The 17,211-nt window shown below is 71.0% G+C and carries 13 protein-coding genes; 6 read left to right on the top strand and 7 right to left on the bottom strand.

All coding sequences use genetic code 11. The features are described 5' to 3' along the window. The first annotated feature begins 17 nt into the window (after window positions 1-17). Entirely contained in the window at window positions 18-1,202 is a 1,185-nt protein-coding gene (locus tag ACFVQG_RS35915; protein WP_383392005.1) for an MFS transporter, read from the top strand. Here the strand turns inward: ACFVQG_RS35915 and ACFVQG_RS35910 are convergent. From ACFVQG_RS35910 to ACFVQG_RS35900, 3 genes are read right to left on the bottom strand one after another with little or no spacing between them, the layout of a single operon-like run. Then, window positions 1,180-2,010: a carbohydrate ABC transporter permease gene (locus ACFVQG_RS35910; protein WP_383392003.1), complete on the bottom strand. Its 831-nt coding sequence runs from the start codon at window positions 2,008-2,010 to the stop codon at window positions 1,180-1,182. The two genes, ACFVQG_RS35915 and ACFVQG_RS35910, sit on opposite strands and share 23 nt — an antisense overlap. Further along, complete coding sequence (locus tag ACFVQG_RS35905; RefSeq protein ID WP_383392000.1) at window positions 2,007-2,963, bottom strand: carbohydrate ABC transporter permease; 957 nt, start codon at window positions 2,961-2,963, stop codon at window positions 2,007-2,009. Before ACFVQG_RS35905 ends, ACFVQG_RS35910 begins: the two co-directional genes overlap by 4 nt. Next, entirely contained in the window at window positions 2,963-4,282 is a 1,320-nt protein-coding gene (locus ACFVQG_RS35900; RefSeq protein ID WP_383391997.1) for an ABC transporter substrate-binding protein, read from the bottom strand. The genes ACFVQG_RS35905 and ACFVQG_RS35900 overlap by 1 nt, the downstream gene beginning before the upstream one ends. Window positions 4,283-4,433: 151 nt before the next feature. On the opposite strand from ACFVQG_RS35900, the gene ACFVQG_RS35895 reads away from it, so the two are divergent. The 4 genes from ACFVQG_RS35895 (at window position 4,434) to ACFVQG_RS35880 (ending at window position 11,291) form a co-directional block, all read left to right on the top strand. Further along, window positions 4,434-6,812, top strand: a complete 2,379-nt coding sequence (locus tag ACFVQG_RS35895) for a glycoside hydrolase family 2 protein (protein WP_383391994.1) — start codon at window positions 4,434-4,436, stop codon at window positions 6,810-6,812. Continuing rightward, window positions 6,809-7,846: a LacI family DNA-binding transcriptional regulator gene (locus tag ACFVQG_RS35890; protein WP_383391991.1), complete on the top strand. Its 1,038-nt coding sequence runs from the start codon at window positions 6,809-6,811 to the stop codon at window positions 7,844-7,846. The genes ACFVQG_RS35895 and ACFVQG_RS35890 overlap by 4 nt, the downstream gene beginning before the upstream one ends. A 101-nt stretch (window positions 7,847-7,947) precedes the next feature. Further along, window positions 7,948-9,165 (top strand): thiolase family protein, encoded by a 1,218-nt coding sequence (locus ACFVQG_RS35885; protein ID WP_383391989.1) that lies wholly within the window; start codon window positions 7,948-7,950, stop codon window positions 9,163-9,165. After that, window positions 9,162-11,291 (top strand): 3-hydroxyacyl-CoA dehydrogenase NAD-binding domain-containing protein, encoded by a 2,130-nt coding sequence (locus ACFVQG_RS35880; RefSeq protein WP_383391986.1) that lies wholly within the window; start codon window positions 9,162-9,164, stop codon window positions 11,289-11,291. Before ACFVQG_RS35885 ends, ACFVQG_RS35880 begins: the two co-directional genes overlap by 4 nt. 79 nt (window positions 11,292-11,370) lie before the next feature. Here ACFVQG_RS35880 and ACFVQG_RS35875 read toward each other — a convergent pair whose 3' ends face one another. Then, window positions 11,371-12,396 carry a hypothetical protein gene (locus ACFVQG_RS35875; RefSeq protein WP_383391984.1) on the bottom strand — a complete coding sequence of 342 codons (1,026 nt, stop codon included), beginning with the start codon at window positions 12,394-12,396 and terminating at the stop codon, window positions 11,371-11,373. Window positions 12,397-12,465: 69 nt separating this feature from the next. On the opposite strand from ACFVQG_RS35875, the gene ACFVQG_RS35870 reads away from it, so the two are divergent. Then, window positions 12,466-12,831, top strand: coding sequence for an NTP pyrophosphohydrolase (locus tag ACFVQG_RS35870; RefSeq protein ID WP_383391982.1), 366 nt, complete (start codon window positions 12,466-12,468; stop codon window positions 12,829-12,831). A gap of 164 nt (window positions 12,832-12,995) precedes the next feature. Here ACFVQG_RS35870 and dxs read toward each other — a convergent pair whose 3' ends face one another. From dxs to ACFVQG_RS35855, 3 genes are all read right to left on the bottom strand, one after another. Then, window positions 12,996-14,918, bottom strand: coding sequence for a 1-deoxy-D-xylulose-5-phosphate synthase (gene dxs / locus ACFVQG_RS35865; RefSeq protein ID WP_383391979.1), 1,923 nt, complete (start codon window positions 14,916-14,918; stop codon window positions 12,996-12,998). 197 nt (window positions 14,919-15,115) lie between these two features. After that, window positions 15,116-16,414 carry a sugar ABC transporter permease gene (locus ACFVQG_RS35860; RefSeq protein ID WP_383391977.1) on the bottom strand — a complete coding sequence of 433 codons (1,299 nt, stop codon included), beginning with the start codon at window positions 16,412-16,414 and terminating at the stop codon, window positions 15,116-15,118. Further along, window positions 16,411-17,202, bottom strand: a complete 792-nt coding sequence (locus ACFVQG_RS35855; RefSeq protein ID WP_383391975.1) for an ATP-binding cassette domain-containing protein — start codon at window positions 17,200-17,202, stop codon at window positions 16,411-16,413. Before ACFVQG_RS35855 ends, ACFVQG_RS35860 begins: the two co-directional genes overlap by 4 nt. Window positions 17,203-17,211: the final 9 nt, after the last annotated feature.

The raw sequence follows: 17,211 nt of genomic DNA, 5'->3' as shown, positions 1-17,211 counted from the left end.
ACTCGGATCATGACCGCATGCCAAGGAAGTCAGCGGCCGGATCATCGATCACCCTCCTGTCCCTCGGGCACGCCTGCGTGGACGTCTACCAGGGCGCCGTCGCCTCCCTGGTGCCCTTCTTCGTCGCCGAGCGCGCCTACGGCTATGCGGCCGTGTCCGGCGTCGTACTCGCCGCGTCCCTGCTGTCGTCCGTCGCGCAGCCGCTGTTCGGCGCGCTGACCGACCGCCGGGCCCTGCCCTGGCTGCTGCCGGTGAGCACGCTGTTCGGCGGCGTGGGCATCGCGTTGAGCGGGGTGAGCGGCTCCTATGCGCTGACGCTGTTCTTCGTGGCGGTGTCCGGCGTGGGCGTGGCCGCCTACCACCCCGAGTCGGCGCGGGTCGCCCGGCTCGTCAGCCGGGGCAGCCACCGCGCGATGGGCTGGTTCGCGCTGGGCGGCAACCTGGGCTTCGCGGCGGCCCCGCTCCTGGTCGCCGCCGTGGTGGCCACCGGTGGCCTGCGGATGACGCCGCTGCTGGCGCTCCCGGCGCTCGTGGGCGCCGTGCTGTGTCTGCCGGTGCTGCGGACGCTGGAGCGGCGGCGGGCGGCCGGGGCCTCCGGTACGGCGGTGGCGGCGTCCGGTGACGACGTGGCGTCGTTCGTGCGGCTGTCGCTGGCGGTGGTGTGCCGGTCGGTCGTCTTCGTCGGCCTGTCCGCCTTCGTCTCGCTGTACGCCGCCGAGCGCCTGGACGGCGGCACCGCGGCGGGCACCGCCGCCCTGTCCGTGCTGTACCTCGGTGGCGCGGTGGGGTCCGTGCTGGGCGGTGCGCTGGCCGACCGCTGGGACAGGGTCACCGTCTCGCGCTGGTCGTACCTGCTCACCGCCGGTGCGGTCGCGGGCCTGGTCCTCGTGCCCGGCCCGGCGCTGTACGGCTTCGTGGCGCTCGCCTCGGCCGGACTGTACGTACCGTTCTCGCTCCAGGTCACCCTCGGCCAGGACTATCTGCCGTCCCGGGTCGGCACCGCCGGGGGGATCACCCTCGGGCTGACCGTGAGCGTCGGCGGTCTGGTGAGCCCGCTCATCGGCGTCCTCGCCGACGCGACCTCCCTGCGCACGGCCCTGTCACCCCTGGTGCTGCTGCCGGTGCTGAGCTGGCTGCTGTTGCGGGGGCTGCCGGAGCCCGCCGTGCCGGGTGCGGTGGTCACCGCGTCGCGCCCCGCGTGAAGCCGTTGTAGATGAAGCGCTGGAGCAGCAGGAAGACGACCAGGGTCGGGATGATCACCAGCACCGCGCCCGCCGAGATCGTCTCCCAGTGGGCGCCGAAGGGGCCCTTGAAGCGGAACAGGGACGTCGAGATCACGCCGAGGTCCTCGGAGGGCATGTAGAGGAAGGGGATGTAGAAGTCGTTGTAGGTGGTGATGCCCTTGACGATCACCACGGTGGCGATCGCCGGTTTCAGCAGCGGGAAGATGATCTTGCGGTAGACGGTGAAGGCGTTGGCGCCGTCCAGCCGGGCCGCCTCGTCCAGGGACGTCGGGATGGACCGGACGAACTGGAGGAAGATGTAGATCGAGACGATGTCCGTGCCCATGTAGAGGGCGATCGGCGCCCAGAGGCTGTCGAACATGCCGAAGCTGTTGACGATCTGGAACGTGGCCACCTGGGTGGTGACCCCGGGGACCAGCGCGGCGACCAGGAACAGCGCGACCACCAGCTTGCGGAAGCGGAAGGTGAAGCGGTCGATCGCGTAGGCCGTCATCGAGCCGATGAGGACCGTGCCGCCGATGGCGACGACCAGGATGATCGCGGTGTTGGCGAACGCCTGGAGCATCTCGCCGTCCTGGAAGGCCGTGACGTAGTTGTCGAAGTGGAGCGGGTTGTCCGGGAGGGTCAGGGCCCCGCTGCCGTCGGCCATCTCCCGCTCCGACTTCAGGGAGGTCAGCAGGACGGCGGTCAGCGGGAGCAGCACGACCACGGTCGCGCCGATCAGGGACAGGTACACGAGGGTGCGGGCCACCGCGCGGCGCGTCATGCGAGATCCACCTTGTCGTCGGGGACGAGACGCCGCTGCACCCAGGTCACCGCGAGCACGACGAGCAGCAGCACGACCGCCGCCGCGGAGGCGAGCCCCGTCTTGTTGAACTGGAAGGCCAGCTTCACCGTCTGGATCACGAAGGTCTCGGTGCCGGTCGCCCCGCCGGTCATGATGTACGGGATCTCGAAGACCGCGAGCGAGCCCGAGACCGACAGGATCACGGCCAGCGACAGCACCGGCCGGATGCCCGGCGCGATGATGTACCGGAACTGGTGCCAGCGGCTGGCCCCGTCCAGCTCGGCCGCCTCGTACAGCTCCCCCGGGATGGACTGGATCGCGCCGAGGAACAGCACGAAGTTCAGACCCAGATAGCGCCAGACCGAGACGGCGGCCAGCGAGGTGTTCGCCGACTCCGGGGTGCCGAGCCAGGCACGGTCCGTCTCCACGCCGAGCAGGCTCAGCACGGAGTCGAGGGTGCCGCCGTCCTGGAAGAAGTAGAGGAAGACGAAGCCGATCGCGACCCCGTTGATCAGGTACGGGAAGAACAGCACACCCTTGAAGAAGTTCCGGAAGCGGACGTGGAAGCTGAGGATCGTCGCGAAGTAGAGCGCGGCCACGATCTGGACGACGGAGGCGGCCAGGTAGTAGCCGCTGACCCAGAAGACCTCGAACAGGTCGGGGCGGGTGAAGAGTTCGGTGTAGTTCTCGGCACCCGTGTAGTGCAGCTCGGGGCTGACGCCGTCCCAGTCGGTGAAGCTGTACGCGACCATGTTGGCGATCGGCGCGTAGGTGAAGATGACCAGCAGCGCGAGCGGGGCCAGCAGGAACAGCCAGGGGGTGACCCCGCGCCACAGACGTGCCGAGCGCGGGGGCGGGGCGGGTACGGGGGCGGCCGGTGGAGCCGCCCCCGCGCTGGTCTCGACGGCCGCCGTGTGGGTCGTCTCCGTCATCAGGACCCCAGGGCCGCGCGGGTCTCGGTCCACTTCTCGCCGAGGCGGTCGAGGAAGTCGTCCAGGCTGCCCTGGGTGGCGCCGCGGGCGAGGTCGACGAGGTCCTGGCGGTAGTCGGGCTTGTAGATGCCGATCTCGGACTGGTTGTCGAGGGACTTCACCTCGGCGCCCTTGGTGTCGTCGAGGTCGAGGAGCCTGACGCCGTTGTCCTCGTACGCCTTGAGGATGTCGGGCAGCGGGTCGTCCTTGAGCGGGGACAGCGCCAGGTTGTCCGCCGCGTAGCCGGACTGGTCGGTGAACCAGTCGATCCAGGCGCGGGCGGCGGCCTTGTCCTCGGAGTGGATGTTGACGGCCTGCTGGTAGTCGGGGAGCGTCACCGCGCAGAACGCGCCCTCATGCTGGACCGGAAAGGGCATGAACCCGATGTCGTCGGGGTCGGTCCCGGCCTGCTCCGCCGCACCCCGCATCTGGATGACCGCCCAGGAGCCGAGCCACATGGTGGCGATCTCGCCCTTGGCCAGCCGGGGCTTGGACGCCTCCCAGTTGGTGGTCGTCGGGTCCTTCTCGATCAGGCCCTCGTGGACGATGTCGTACAGCAGGGTGTCGGCGGTCCGCAGGTCGGCGCCCTCGGCCCAGGGGTCGCCCTCGGCGAGCTTCGTGGTGGCCTGTTCGTCGCAGCCGACCGAGCCGTTGACCTGGGTCCACTGGCTGAGCGGCCACATGTCCTTGAAGTTGGTGTAGTACGGGATCGCCTCGGTCTTCGACTCGATCGCCTTCAGGTCGTCGAGGAACTCGGCCGGTGTGGTGGGCCAGTCGGTGATCCCGGCCTCGTTCCACACCCGCTTGTTGTAGATGAAGCCCGGCACCGCGCCCAGCGGGCTCTGGCCGTAGACCTTCCCGTCGACGGTGGTGTAGTCGGTGAAGCGGTACTTCGCGCTGCGTTCGTCCTGGGTGCCCAGGGAGGCGAAGAACTTGGGGTAGTCCTTCTTCTCGATCACGCCGGGGATCATGAGGACGTCGCCGTAGTTCTCCGTGTTCATACGGATCTTGACTTCGCCCTCGTAGTCGGTGATGCCGTCGAACTCGACCTTCACCTTGGGGTGGGTCTTGGTGAACTCGGCGGCGTACTTCTTCATCGTCCCGTCCTGCACCAGGTCGGTCCGGTGGGTGAGCACGGTGATGGTGCCGCTGACCTTCGTCGGGTCGTCGGGTGCCTCGGCGTCGGCGCCCCCGGAGGAGTCGCCCGCTGTACCGGTACAGGCGGCGAGCAGCAGCGCGGTCGTGGTGGCGGTCATGGCCAGGATCGTGCGGCGGTTCATGTGCATCAGCTCCGTTCGTGGGACGGACGAGCACGTGCAGAGTTGGCTGATTCGGCACTCTGACAGCCGTTTCTGAACCGGTAAAGTCCGTATTCCGCCAAGGTTGCGGAAGTGTGTCCAGCTCATGGATTAGACCGGTTAAGGAGTGCGCATGCTTCAGGCCACACCGCTCACCGACGGATGGGTCCTGCGACACCCCGACGACCCGGGAGCGGTGCTCCCGGCCGCGGTGCCCGGCTGTGTGCACACCGATCTGCTGGCGGCGCGGCTGATCCCGGACCCGTTCCTCGGGACGAACGAGGCCGACGTGGCCTGGGTGGGGCGCCGGGAGTGGACGTACGAGCGGCGGCTGCGGGCCGGGGCCGGGCACGAGCAGACCGACCTGGTCTTCGACGGCCTCGACACCGCCGCCGAGATCCTGCTGGACGGCCGGGTGCTCGGCCGGGTGCGCAACATGCACCGCTCGCACCGCTTCGACGTGACCGGCCTGGAGGGGCTGCTCACCGTCCGGTTCGCCTCCGCGTACGCCGAGGCCGAGGCGGTGCGCGGGCGCCTCGGCGAGCGGCCCGGCGCCTACGCCGAGCCCTACCAGTACCTCCGCAAGATGGCCTGCTCCTTCGGCTGGGACTGGGGCCCGACCCTGGTGACCGCCGGGATCTGGCGTCCGGTGCGCCTGGAGCAGTGGTCCACGGCCCGTATCGCCCGCGTCCGCCCCCTGGTCACCGTCGCGGACGGCACCGGCCGCGTCGAACTCCACGTCGACGTGGAGCGCAGCCGCGTGGAGGCCGGGCTGACCCTCGAGGCCCGCATCGGCGACGCACGCGCGCGTGGCCGCATCGACGGCACGCGCGGGGTCGTACGGCTCGACGTGCCCGGCGCCGACCTGTGGTGGCCGCGCGGATACGGCGCACAGCCGCTGTACGAGATCGAGTTGACGCTGCTGCACGACGCCGACGCCCTCGACGTGTGGCGGCGCCGGATCGGTTTCCGCACCCTGGAGCTGGACACCTCGGCCGACGCGCACGGCACCGGGTTCACCCTGGTCGTCAACGGCGAGCGCCTCTTCGCGCGCGGCGTGAACTGGATCCCCGACGACGTCTTCCCGTCCCGGATCACCCCCGAGCGCTACCGGCGGCGGCTCACCAAGGCGGCCGACGCGGGCGTGGACCTGGTGCGCGTGTGGGGCGGCGGGATCTACGAGAGCGAGGACTTCTACACCGCCTGCGACGAGCTGGGCCTGATGGTCTGGCAGGACTTCCCCTTCGCCTGCGCCGCCTACCCGGAGGAGCAGCCGCTGCGCGGCGAGGTGGAGGCGGAGGCCCGGGAGAACGTCGTACGGCTGATGCCGCACCCGTCGCTGGTGCTGTGGAACGGCAACAACGAGAACCTGTGGGGTTTCCGGGACTGGGCGTGGGAGGGGCCGCTGGCCGGGGACTCCTGGGGCGAGGGGTACTACCTGGGGCTGCTGCCCCGCGTCGTCGCCGAACTCGACCCGACCCGGCCCTACACGGCGGGCAGCCCCTGGTCCGGCTCCTGGGACCACCACCCGAACGACCCGGCGCACGGCACGCACCACTCCTGGGAGGTGTGGAACCGCGCCGACCACGCCGACTACCGGCGTGACGTCCCCCGGTTCGTCGCGGAGTTCGGCTGGCAGGCGCCGCCCGCGTACGCCACCCTGCGGCGCGCGCTGGCGGGCGAGGCGCTCGCGCCCGACTCCCCCGGCATGCTGCACCACCAGAAGGCCGACGACGGCAACGGCAAGCTGCGCCGCGGCCTGGAGCGGCACTTCGCCTTCCCCGAGGGCGACTTCGACCGCTGGCACTACCTCACCCAGGTCAACCAGGCGCGCGCCGTCTCCGCCGGGATCGAGCACTGGCGGTCGCACTGGCCGGTGTGCGCGGGCACGGTCGTCTGGCAGCTCAACGACTGCTGGCCGGTGACCTCATGGGCCGCGATCGACGGCGACGAACGCGAGAAGCCGCTCTACCACGAGCTGCGGCGGCTGTACGCGGACCGGCTGCTGACCGTGCGGGAGGAGGGCGGCGGGCTGACGCTGGTGGCCGTCAACCAGGCGGCGGACTCGTGGGCCGGGACGGTGACGCTGCGCCGGATGTCGGTGGACGGCGCGGTCCTGGGCTCGGTGACGGCCGCCTTCGAGGCCGGGCGGCGGGCGGTGACCGAGGTGCCGGTGCCACGTGAGCTGGTGCCGGGCGGGCCGAAGGAGTTCCTGGTCGCGGACGCCGACGACGTGCGCGCCCTGCGCTTCCCCGCGCCGGACCGGGAGATCCCGTATCCCCGGCCGGAGTTCGACGTGGAACTGGTGCCGGGCGGGATCGCGGTGACGGCCCGCACCCTCGTACGGGATCTGCTGCTCCAGGCGGACCGGCTGGAGCCGGACGCGCGGGCCGACCGCGGGCTGGTGACGCTGCTTCCCGGCGAACGGGTGACCATCGGGGTCACGGGCTGGAAGACTCCGGATGCCGCCGCCGCCCGATCCGCCCTGTACTGCGTGGAGCCCACCCGATGACATCGACGCCGTCCGCCCGCGTCACCATCAAGGACGTCGCCGCGCGCGCGGGCGTGTCCAAGGGTGCCGTCTCGCTCGCCTTCAACCACCGGCCGGGGCTGTCGGAGGCGACCCGGGACCGGATCTTCCGGGCCGCGCGGGAGCTGGGCTGGGCACCCAACCTCACCGCGCGGTCGCTGGCCGGTTCCCGGGTGGACGTGGTCGGTCTCGCGGTGTGCCGTCCCGCGCGGATGCTGGGTCTGGAGCCGTTCTACATGGAGTTCGTGTCCGGGGTGGAGAGCGTCCTGACCGAGCACTCCTGCTCCCTGCTCCTGCGGCTGGTGAAGAACCTGGAGGAGGAGGCCGGGCTGCTGGACTCGTGGTGGAAGGCGCGGCAGATCGGCGGTTCGATCCTGGTCGACTTCCGCGCCGAGGACCCCCGGGTGGCGGTCGCCGCGCGGCTCGGGCTGCCGGTGGTGGCGGTCGGGCATCCGTCGCTGACCGGCGGGCTGACCTCGGTGTGGACCGACGACGCCACGGCGGTCACCGAGGCGGTGCGCTATCTGACGGCGCTCGGGCACCGGCGGATCGCCCGGGTCGGCGGCGCGGCGGCCCTCGGGCACACCGCCATCCGCACCGCCGCCTTCGAGGCCACCGCCCGGGAACTGGGGCTGACCGGGGCCGCGCAGGTCGCCACCGACTTCTCCGGCGACGCGGGGGCGCGCGCGACCCGCTCGCTGCTGACGGCGGCCCCGCAGGACCGGCCGACGGCCATCGTCTACGACAACGACATCATGGCGGTGGCGGGCCTCTCGGTGGCCACCGAGATGGGACTGCGGGTGCCGGACGACGTCTCCCTGCTGGCCTGGGACGACTCGCAGCTGTGCCGGTTGACCCACCCGACGCTCTCCGCGATGAGCCATGACGTCCACGGCTTCGGCGCGGAGGTGGCGCGGACGCTGTTCGGCGTGATCACGGGAGAGGGTCCGGGCTCGCATCCGGTGCCCACGCCGGTGCTGACGCCGAGGGGGTCGACGGCTCCCCCGAAGGTGTGACCTTCGCCGCTCGCGCCGACGGGGCTGGGCAGCTACGTTACTCATAAGTAGCATGGTCGTAAGCAAGTGCTCAGCGCCCCGCATCCTGGAGGAGAGCCATCGTGCCTCGTACCGTCAGGGACGTCGTCTTCGTAGACGGCGTCCGCACCCCGTTCGGCAAGGCGGGCCCGAAGGGCATCTACCACGAGACCCGCGCCGACGACCTCGTCGTGAAGGCGATCCGGGAGCTGCTGCGCCGCAACCCCGGCCTCGACCCGAAGCAGATCGACGAGGTCGCCATCGCCGCGACCACCCAGATCGGCGACCAGGGCCTCACCATCGGCCGCACCGCGGGCCTCCTCGCCGGGCTGCCGCAGTCCGTCCCCGGCTACTCCATCGACCGGATGTGCGCGGGCGCCCTGACGGCCGTGACGACGACGGCCGGTTCCATCGCCTTCGGCGCCTACGACGCCGTCATCGCGGGCGGTGTCGAGCACATGGGCCGCCACCCGATGGGCGAGGGCGTCGACCCCAACCCGCGGTTCGTCAGCGAGAAGCTGGTCGACGAGTCCGCCCTGTTCATGGGCATGACCGCGGAGAACCTGCACGACCGCTACCCGCACATCACCAAGCTGCGCGCCGACGAGTACGCCGTGCGCTCCCAGGAGAAGGCCGCCAAGGCGTACGCCAACGGCAAGATCCAGGCCGACCTGGTGCCGATCTCGGTGCGCCGCACCAACGCGGAGGCCGGTGAGACCGGCTGGGGCCTGGTCACCGCCGACGAGCCGATGCGCCCGGGGACGACCCTGGAGAACCTGGCCGGGCTCAAGACGCCGTTCCGCGTGCACGGCCGGGTCACCGCCGGTAACGCGGCCGGTCTGAACGACGGCGCCACCGCCTCGATCATCGCCAGCGAGGACTTCGCCCGGGAGAACGACCTCCCGGTCAAGATGCGCCTGGTCTCCTACGCCTTCGCGGGCGTCGAGCCGGAGGTCATGGGCTACGGCCCGATCCCGGCCACCGAGAAGGCGCTCGCCAAGGCGGGCCTGGACATCTCCCAGATCGGCCTGTTCGAGATCAACGAGGCCTTCGCCGTGCAGGTGCTGGCCCTCCTCGACCACTACGGCATCGCGGACGACGACGAGCGCGTCAACCAGTACGGCGGCGCCATCGCCTTCGGCCACCCGCTGGCCTCCTCCGGCGTCCGGCTGATGACCCAGCTGGCCCGTCAGTTCGAGGAGCAGCCGCAGGTCCGCTACGGCCTCACCACCATGTGCGTCGGCTTCGGCATGGGCGCGACCGTCATCTGGGAGAACCCGCACTTCGAGGGGGACAAGTGAGCACCACCGCTGAGCTGTTGAAGGGTGCGGCCGAGCTGTTCCCGGACGAGGTCGTCACCAGCGCCCACGTACGCCACTTCGACCTGCCCTTCGGCGCGGGGAAGTTCGCGCTGATCACCCTCGACAACGGGTTCGACCACACCAAGCCGACCACCTTCGGCCCGCAGTCGCTGGCGAACCTGAACGCCGCCATCGACCAGGTCGAGAAGGAGGCCGCGGACGGCGACATCGTCGGCGTCGGCGTCACGGGCAAGCCGTTCATCTTCGCCGTCGGCGCCGACCTCAAGGGCGTCGAGCTGCTGACGAGGCACGAGGACGCGCTCGCCATCGGCAAGGGCGGCCACGAGGTCTTCAAGCGCCTCGCCTCCCTCGCCGTACCGACGTTCGCGTACTACAACGGCGCCGCGATGGGCGGCGGCGTCGAGGTCGGCCTGCACTGCGCCTACCGCACGGTGTCCAAGTCCGTGCCCGCCTTCTCGCTGCCCGAGGTCTTCCTCGGCCTGGTGCCCGGCTGGGGCGGCTGCGCGCTGCTGCCCAACCTGATCGGCGCCGAGAAGGCCGTCAAGATCATCATCGAGAACAGCCTCAACCAGAACAAGCAGCTCAAGGGCCAGCAGGTCTACGACCTCGGCATCGCCGACGCCCTCTTCGAGGGCGCCGACTTCCTGGAGCAGTCGCTGCTGTGGACCGCGCAGGTCCTCAAGGGCGACATCACGGTGGAGCGCCCGGTCATCGACCGCGGTGACGCCTGGGACCAGGCCGTCGCGGGGGGCCGCTTCATCGCCGACGGCAAGGTGCACGGCGCCGCCCCCGCCGCCTACCGCGCCCTGGACATCATCGCCGCCGCCAAGGACGGCGACCTCCAGGCGGGCTTCGACGCCGAGGACCAGGCCCTGGCCGACCTCATCATGGGCGGCGAACTGCGCGCCGGACTCTACGCGTTCAACCTCGTGCAGAAGCGCGGCAAGCGCCCGGCGGGCGCCCCGGACAAGAACCTCGCCCGTCCGGTCACCAAGGTCGGCGTGGTCGGCGCGGGCCTGATGGCCTCGCAGCTCGCCCTGCTGTTCCTGCGCCGCCTGGAGGTCCCGGTCGTCCTCACGGACATCGACCAGGAGCGCATCGACAAGGGCGTGGGCTACGTCCACGCCGAGATCGACAAGCTGCTCGGCAAGGGCCGGATCAACCAGGACAAGGCCAACCGCCTCAAGGCGCTGGTGACCGGTGTCCTGGACAAGGCCGAGGGCTTCGCGGACGCGGACTTCGTCATCGAGGCCGTGTTCGAGGAGATGGGCGTCAAGCAGCAGGTCTTCGCGGAGGTCGAGGCGGTCGCCCCGGCGCACGCGATCCTCGCGACGAACACGTCCTCCCTGTCGGTGTCGGAGATGGCGTCGAAGCTGAAGCACCCCGAGCGGGTCGTCGGCTTCCACTTCTTCAACCCCGTCGCGATCCTGCCGCTGCTGGAGATCGTCCGCGGTGAGACGACGGACGACGCCTCGCTCGCGACCGCCTTCGCGGTGGCCAAGAAGCTGAAGAAGACCGCGGTCCTGGTGAAGGACGCCCCGGCGTTCGTCGTCAACCGCATCCTGACCCGCTTCATGGGCGAGATCCAGAACGTCATCGACGAGGGCACCCCGGTCGAGGTGGCGGAGAAGGCGGTGGAGCCCCTGGGCCTGCCGATGTCCCCGCTCGTCCTGCTCGAACTGGTCGGCCCGGCGATCGGCCTGCACGTCTCCGAGACGCTCAACCGGTCGTTCCCGGACCGCTTCACGGTCTCCCCGAACCTCAAGGCGGTCGTCGAGGCGGGCAAGCGCGGCTTCTACGTCTACGACAGCGGCAAGCCGGAGCTGGACCCGGAGGTCGCCGCGCTGCTGAAGCAGGGCGACAGCGTGCTGACCGAGGAGCAGGTGCGGGCGCGCGTACTGGACGCGGTGGCGCAGGAGATCGGGCTCATGCTCGACGAGGGCGTCGTCGCCGAGGCGCAGGACATCGACCTCTGCCTGATCACCGGCGCGGGCTGGCCCTTCCACCTGGGCGGCATCACGCCGTACCTGGACCGCGAGGGCGTGTCCGAGCGGGTGAACGGGAAGCGGTTCCTGGAGCCGGGCGTGGCGAGCGTCCCGCAGTAGGCGGGGCTTTCGCGTTCGTACGGTGCCCCGCACGCCGTTGGGTGTGCGGGGCACCGGCACGCGTGCCGCCGACGCGGCGTCAGACCTCCTGCCAGGCCGCCAGCGCCAGCCCCGGCTCGTCCTTCTGGCGGGCCAGGCGCAGGGTGCCGTCCGGGGTCGTCGTCGCGGCGACGATCCGGCCCTCGGCGTCCTGCGCGAGGGCGACCCGGGTGTCCGCGGGGAGGTGCGGGCCGGACTCCGTCCACCACAGGCCCGCGGACTCCTGTTCGGTCGGGTAGGCGGCGAACGCGACCTTGCCGGAGGCGGAGCGCTGGGCGAGCAGGGTGCAGTCGTGGCCGTCGAGGGAGCAGCGCAGGGCGGCCACCGGGCCGGGGCCCGCGACCGTGGCCAGCGGGACCGGGTCGGCGCCCGGCCGCCAGGCGTGCAGCATGCCCTCGGGATCGGCGTAGAACAGCGTGGTGCTCTCCTTGGAGGTCGGCAGGGCGCTCAGCGTGCCCGGCACCGCCCGCACCGGCAGCGGGTCGGCGGCGACGAGGCGGGTGGCGGGCTCCTCCTGGATCCAGCGCAGGACGCCTGCCGGGCTGGTGGCGAACAGCTCGATCAGGCCCGACTCGGCGGTGACGGCGACGAGGTCCTCGTCCACCTTGGAGCCCCTGAGGTCGTGCCAGGCGTTCCAGCCGCCGCGGGCCTTCTGGTTGATGGTGTGCACGCCCAGGCCGCGGTTGCGGACGAAGACGTACGCGCGTCCGTCAGGGTCGACGGCCACCGCGGGTCTGCCGGTGCGGTCGCCGCGTCTGTTGGGGTGGCCGATCGGATGCCAGTCGAGGGCGGAGAGGTGCGGCCGGAAGTGGGTGGAGTGCACCAGGCCGGACTCGCCGTCCCTGGTGGGCCGCCAGGCCACCAGATGGGCGTACCCGTCGGTGCCCTGACCGACCGCGAACCCCGGGTGCAGCCGCTGGTCGCCGCCCGCCTTGCGCGGGGGCAGGAAGGCGCCGCCGGGATGCCGTTCCGCCCGGCACCACACCGCGTCGTCACTGGGGGCGTAGGCGGCGATCCGGCCATCGCGGCCGCGTATCAGCCAGTCGCCGTTCACTGTGCGGACCATTGACACGGGCCCACTTTAATCGGCTACCGGAGCGCCTTGGCGGCGCGGGCCCGTGCGACCCTGGGTGTCATGACTGACCCGCTGCTCGTGATCGTCGATGCCGCGAACGTCGTCGGGTCGGTGCCCGACGGATGGTGGCGGGACCGGCGCGGGGCGGCGGAGCGGCTGCGGGACCGGCTGGCCACGGAGGGCCTGCCCGGCCATGACGGTCCCGTGGAGATCGTCCTGGTCGTCGAGGGCGCGGCGCGGGGGGTGGGCTCCGCCCCCGGCGTCCTCGTCGAGTCCGCCCCCGGCAGTGGCGACGACCACATGGTGGAGCTGGTCGCCCGGGCGGGTGACCGCCGGTGCGTGGTGGTCACGGCGGATCGTGAGCTTCGGCGGCGGGTGCGGGAGTTGGGGGCGGAGGTGGCGGGGCCGCGGTCGGTTCCTCGCTGACCGGCTGCCCGCCGCGGGCGTTGCGGTTGTTGGCCGTGCGCGGCGCCGTGGTGGCTGGTCGCGCGGTTCCCCGCGCCCCTTTGGGGCGTTGCCCGGCCGTCTCCCTCGCAGGAACCCGCGCCCCTGAGGCGTTGTCCTCAGGGGCGTTGGTCCCTTGTCGTTCGTCAGTCCCGGGCCGGTTCCACCTCGCTCGTGCTCTCGCGGTCGTAGCGGCCGTCCAGTTTGGAGACCAGGCCCGTGACCTGGCGGGCGATGTCGGGGGCCGTGAGGCCGATTTCCGTCATGACCTGGGTGCGGGAGGCGTGGTCGAGGAAGCGGGGTGGGATGCCGAAGTCGCGGAGGGGGACGTCGACGCCCGCGTCGCGCAGGGCCTGGGAGATGGCCGAGCCGACGCCGCCGACGCGGGAGTTGTCCTCGACGGTGACGACGACGCGGTGGCGTTCGGCGAGCGGGGCCATGGCCTCGTCGACCGGCTTGGCCCAGCGCGGGTCGACGACGGTGGTGGAGATGCCCTGCTTGTCGAGGAGGGAGGCGATCTCCAGGCACATCGGGGCGAGGGCGCCGATGGAGACGAGGAGCACGTCCGGGTGGTCGGTGCCCGACTCGCGCAGGACGTCCATGCCGCCGATCCGCCGCACGGCGGGTACGGCGGGGCCGACCACGCCCTTGGAGTAGCGCACGACGGTCGGGGCGTCGTCGACCTGGACGGCCTCGCGGAGCTGGGTGCGCAGTTGCTCGGCGTCGCGCGGGGCCGCGATGCGCAGCCCGGGGACGACCTGGAGCATGGACATGTCCCACATGCCGTTGTGGGAAGCACCGTCGTCGCCGGTGACCCCGGCCCGGTCCAGTACGAAGGTGACCCCGCACTTGTGCAGGGCGACGTCCATGAGGACCTGGTCGAAGGCGCGGTTGAGGAAGGTGGCGTAGACGGCGAAGACCGGGTGGAGCCCGCCGGTGGCGAGGCCCGCCGCGGAGACGGCCGCGTGCTGCTCGGCGATGCCGACGTCGTAGATCCGGTCGGGGAACGCGTCGGCGAACTTCTTCAGGCCCACCGGCTGGAGCATCGCGGCCGTGATCGCGACGATGTCCTCGCGCTCGCGCCCGAGCCTGACCATCTCGTCGCCGAAGACGGACGTCCAGCTCGCGGCGGCGGCCTTGATGGGCAGCCCGGTGTCCGGGTGGATGGGCCCGATGCCGTGGAAGCGGTCGGCCTCGTCCTGCTCGGCGGGCTCGTAGCCGCGGCCCTTCTCGGTGAGGCAGTGCACGATGACGGGGCCGTTGAACCGCTTGGCGCGGGTCAGGGCCGACTCCAGCGCCTCGATGTCGTGGCCGTCGATGGGGCCGACGTACTTCAGGCCGAGGTCCTCGAACATGCCCTGCGGGGCGATGAAGTCCTTCAGGCCCTTCTTGGCGCCGTGCAGGGTCTCGTAGAGCGGCTTTCCGACGACCGGGGTGCGGTCCAGGAGTTCCTTGGTGCGGGCCAGGAAGCGCTCGTAGCCGTCGGTGGTGCGCAGGGTCGCCAGGTGGTTGGCGAGGCCGCCGATGGTGGGCGCGTAGGAGCGCTCGTTGTCGTTGACGACGATGACCAGCGGGCGGTCCTTGGCCTCGGCGATGTTGTTCAGCGCCTCCCAGGCCATGCCGCCGGTGAGCGCGCCGTCGCCGATCACGGCGACCACGTGCTGGTCGCGTTTGAGCAGCTGGTTGGCCTTGGCGAGGCCGTCGGCCCAGCCGAGGACCGTGGAGGCGTGGCTGTTCTCGATGACGTCGTGCTCGGACTCGGCGCGCGAGGGGTAGCCGGACAGGCCGCCCTTGCCGCGCAGCCTGGAGAAGTCCTGGCGGCCGGTGAGCAGCTTGTGGACGTAGGCCTGGTGGCCGGTGTCCCAGAGCACCCTGTCGGCCGGTGAGTCGAAGACCCGGTGCAGGGCGATGGTCAGCTCGACCACGCCCAGGTTGGGTCCGAGGTGGCCGCCGGTCTTGGAGACCGAGTCGACGAGGAAGGTGCGGATCTCCTCGGCCAGCTGGTCCAGCTCCTCGGGGGTGAGCCGGTCCAGATCGCGCGGTCCCCTGATGCGGGTCAGCAGCGGCACCCGTGCCTCCTTGCAGTAGAGCTGATCGAGCTGTTGCCGGGCCTGTCGAGTCTAATGTTCCGGCCGCGCGGACGTACCGCAGGTGGTGCGTCATGCGTCACGCGTCCGCCCGTACGGCTCCGCGCGGCCGTACGGCATGGCTGTGCCCGGCACCGCCGTTGGTGCCGGGCACAGGGTCGAGCGATACGGCGTGGAGGCTAGGCGCGTCCGGCCGTTCGCTGGGTCTTGCGGGTCACGGAGTCGATGACGACCGTGGTGAGCAGGACGCCCGCGGTGATCATGTACTTGACCGGCTCGGCGATGGACTCCAGCTGGAGGCCGTACTGGATGGAGACGATCACCAGCACACCGAGCAGGGCGTTCCAGGTGCGGCCCCGGCCGCCGAAGAGGCTGGTGCCACCGATCACGGCCGCGGCGATCGCGTTCATCAGCAGGTCACCGGTACCGGCGCTCTGGTTGGCCGAAGCGATCTTGGAGGCCAGGAAGAGGCCGCCCATCGCCGCGAAGCCGCCGGAGATGGCGAACACCGAGATGCGGACCGCGGTGACGTTGATACCGGCACGGCGGGACGCCTCGACGCTGCCGCCGAGCGCGAACACCTTGCGGCCGTACGCGGTACGGCGCAGCAGGAAGTCCGTGGCGATCAGGAACACCAGGAAGATCACGGTGGCCAGCGGCAGGCCCTTGTACTGGTTGTACATGTACGCCGCGGCGAAGGCGATCACCGCGAGCAGCACCGTGCGCAGGATGGTGTCGTTGAGCGGCCGGGAGGGCACGCCCACGGCCTCGCGGCGGCGGTTGCCGAGGAACGAGGTGATGAAGAAGACACCGGTCACCACCGCGGCCAGCACGTAGGCGGCGGCGATGTCCGTGAAGAAGTACGTGGTCAGCTGGCCGATGAGGCCGTCGCTGTCCAGGTTGATGGTGCCGTTCTCACCGAGTGTCTGGAGCATGAAGCCCAGCCAGAACAGCAGACCGGCGAGGGTGACCGCGAAGGCCGGTGCCCCCAGGACCGCGAAGAAGAAGCCGTGGGCCGCGCCGATGGCGGCGCCCGCCGCGACGGCGATGACCACGGCCAGCCACTCGGGCATGCCCTGGTTGACCGCGAGAACGGCCGCGATGGCGCTGGCCGCGCCGGAGACCGAGGCCACCGACAGGTCGATCTCGCCGAGCAGCAGCACGAAGACGATGCCGACGGAGATCATGCCGGTGCCGACCATCGTGACGGTGATGTCGCTGATGTTCTGCGCGGACAGGAACGCCGAGTTCAGGCTCTGGAAGACGACGCAGATGATGAGCAGACCGAGGACGACCGGGATGGAGCCCAGTTCACCGGCCTTCATCTTGCGCTTGAACTCGCCGAGGTAGCCCGCCAGGCCCTGCTCGCGGACGAGCAGTCGCGGGTCGACGGCGGTGACCGCGGCGGCGGCGGCCTCGGGGTTCTCGACGGCGTGCTCGTCCGGCGCCGTCGTGGTGGAGGTCTTGTCGGTGCTCACTGGGAAACCTCCCCGTTCGTGCGCGCCGCACGGCGGGTCACGGCATTGTCGGTGGCGCCGGTGATGGCGGAGATGATCTCCTCCTGCGAGGTCGTCTTGACCTCGAAGACGCCGTTGTTCTGACCGAGGCGGAGCACGGCCACCTTGTCCGCGACGGCCTTCACATCGGCCATGTTGTGGCTGATGAGGATGACCGCGTGGTTGCGCTCGCGCAGCCGCTCGACCAGGTCGAGGACCTGGGCGGTCTGCTCGACGCCGAGGGCGGCGGTGGGCTCGTCGAGGATCACCAGCTTGGGCTCGCCGAGCATGGAGCGGGCGATGGCCACGGTCTGGCGCTGACCGCCGGAGAGCGAGGCGATCGGGATACGCACGCTGGGGATGCGGATCGACAGCGTCTGGAGCAGCTCGCGGGCGCGGCGCTCCATCTCGATCTCGTCGAGGACGCCGAACCTCTTCAGCTCACGGCCGAGGAAGAGGTTGCCGACGACGTCGATGTTGTCGCACAGCGCGAGGTCCTGGTAGACCGTCGCGATGCCCAGGGCCTGGGCGTCGTGCGGCTTGTTGATCGATACGGCCTTGCCGTCCCACTCGATGACGCCCTCATCGATGGGGTGCACGCCGGCGATCGTCTTGACCAGCGTGGACTTTCCGGCGCCGTTGTCGCCCACCAGGGCGACCACTTCACCGGCGTGGACCTCAAGCTCTACGTCGGTGAGCGCCTGGACGGCACCGAACCGCTTGGAGACCCCGCGCAACGCCAGCACGGGCGTAGCGGACACGTGAACCATCTCCTTCGC

The sequence above is a fragment of the Streptomyces sp. NPDC057877 genome (assembly GCF_042796855.1).
GTDB lineage: Bacteria > Actinomycetota > Actinomycetes > Streptomycetales > Streptomycetaceae > Streptomyces.
This window is presented reverse-complemented; position numbering and strand designations above follow the sequence as displayed.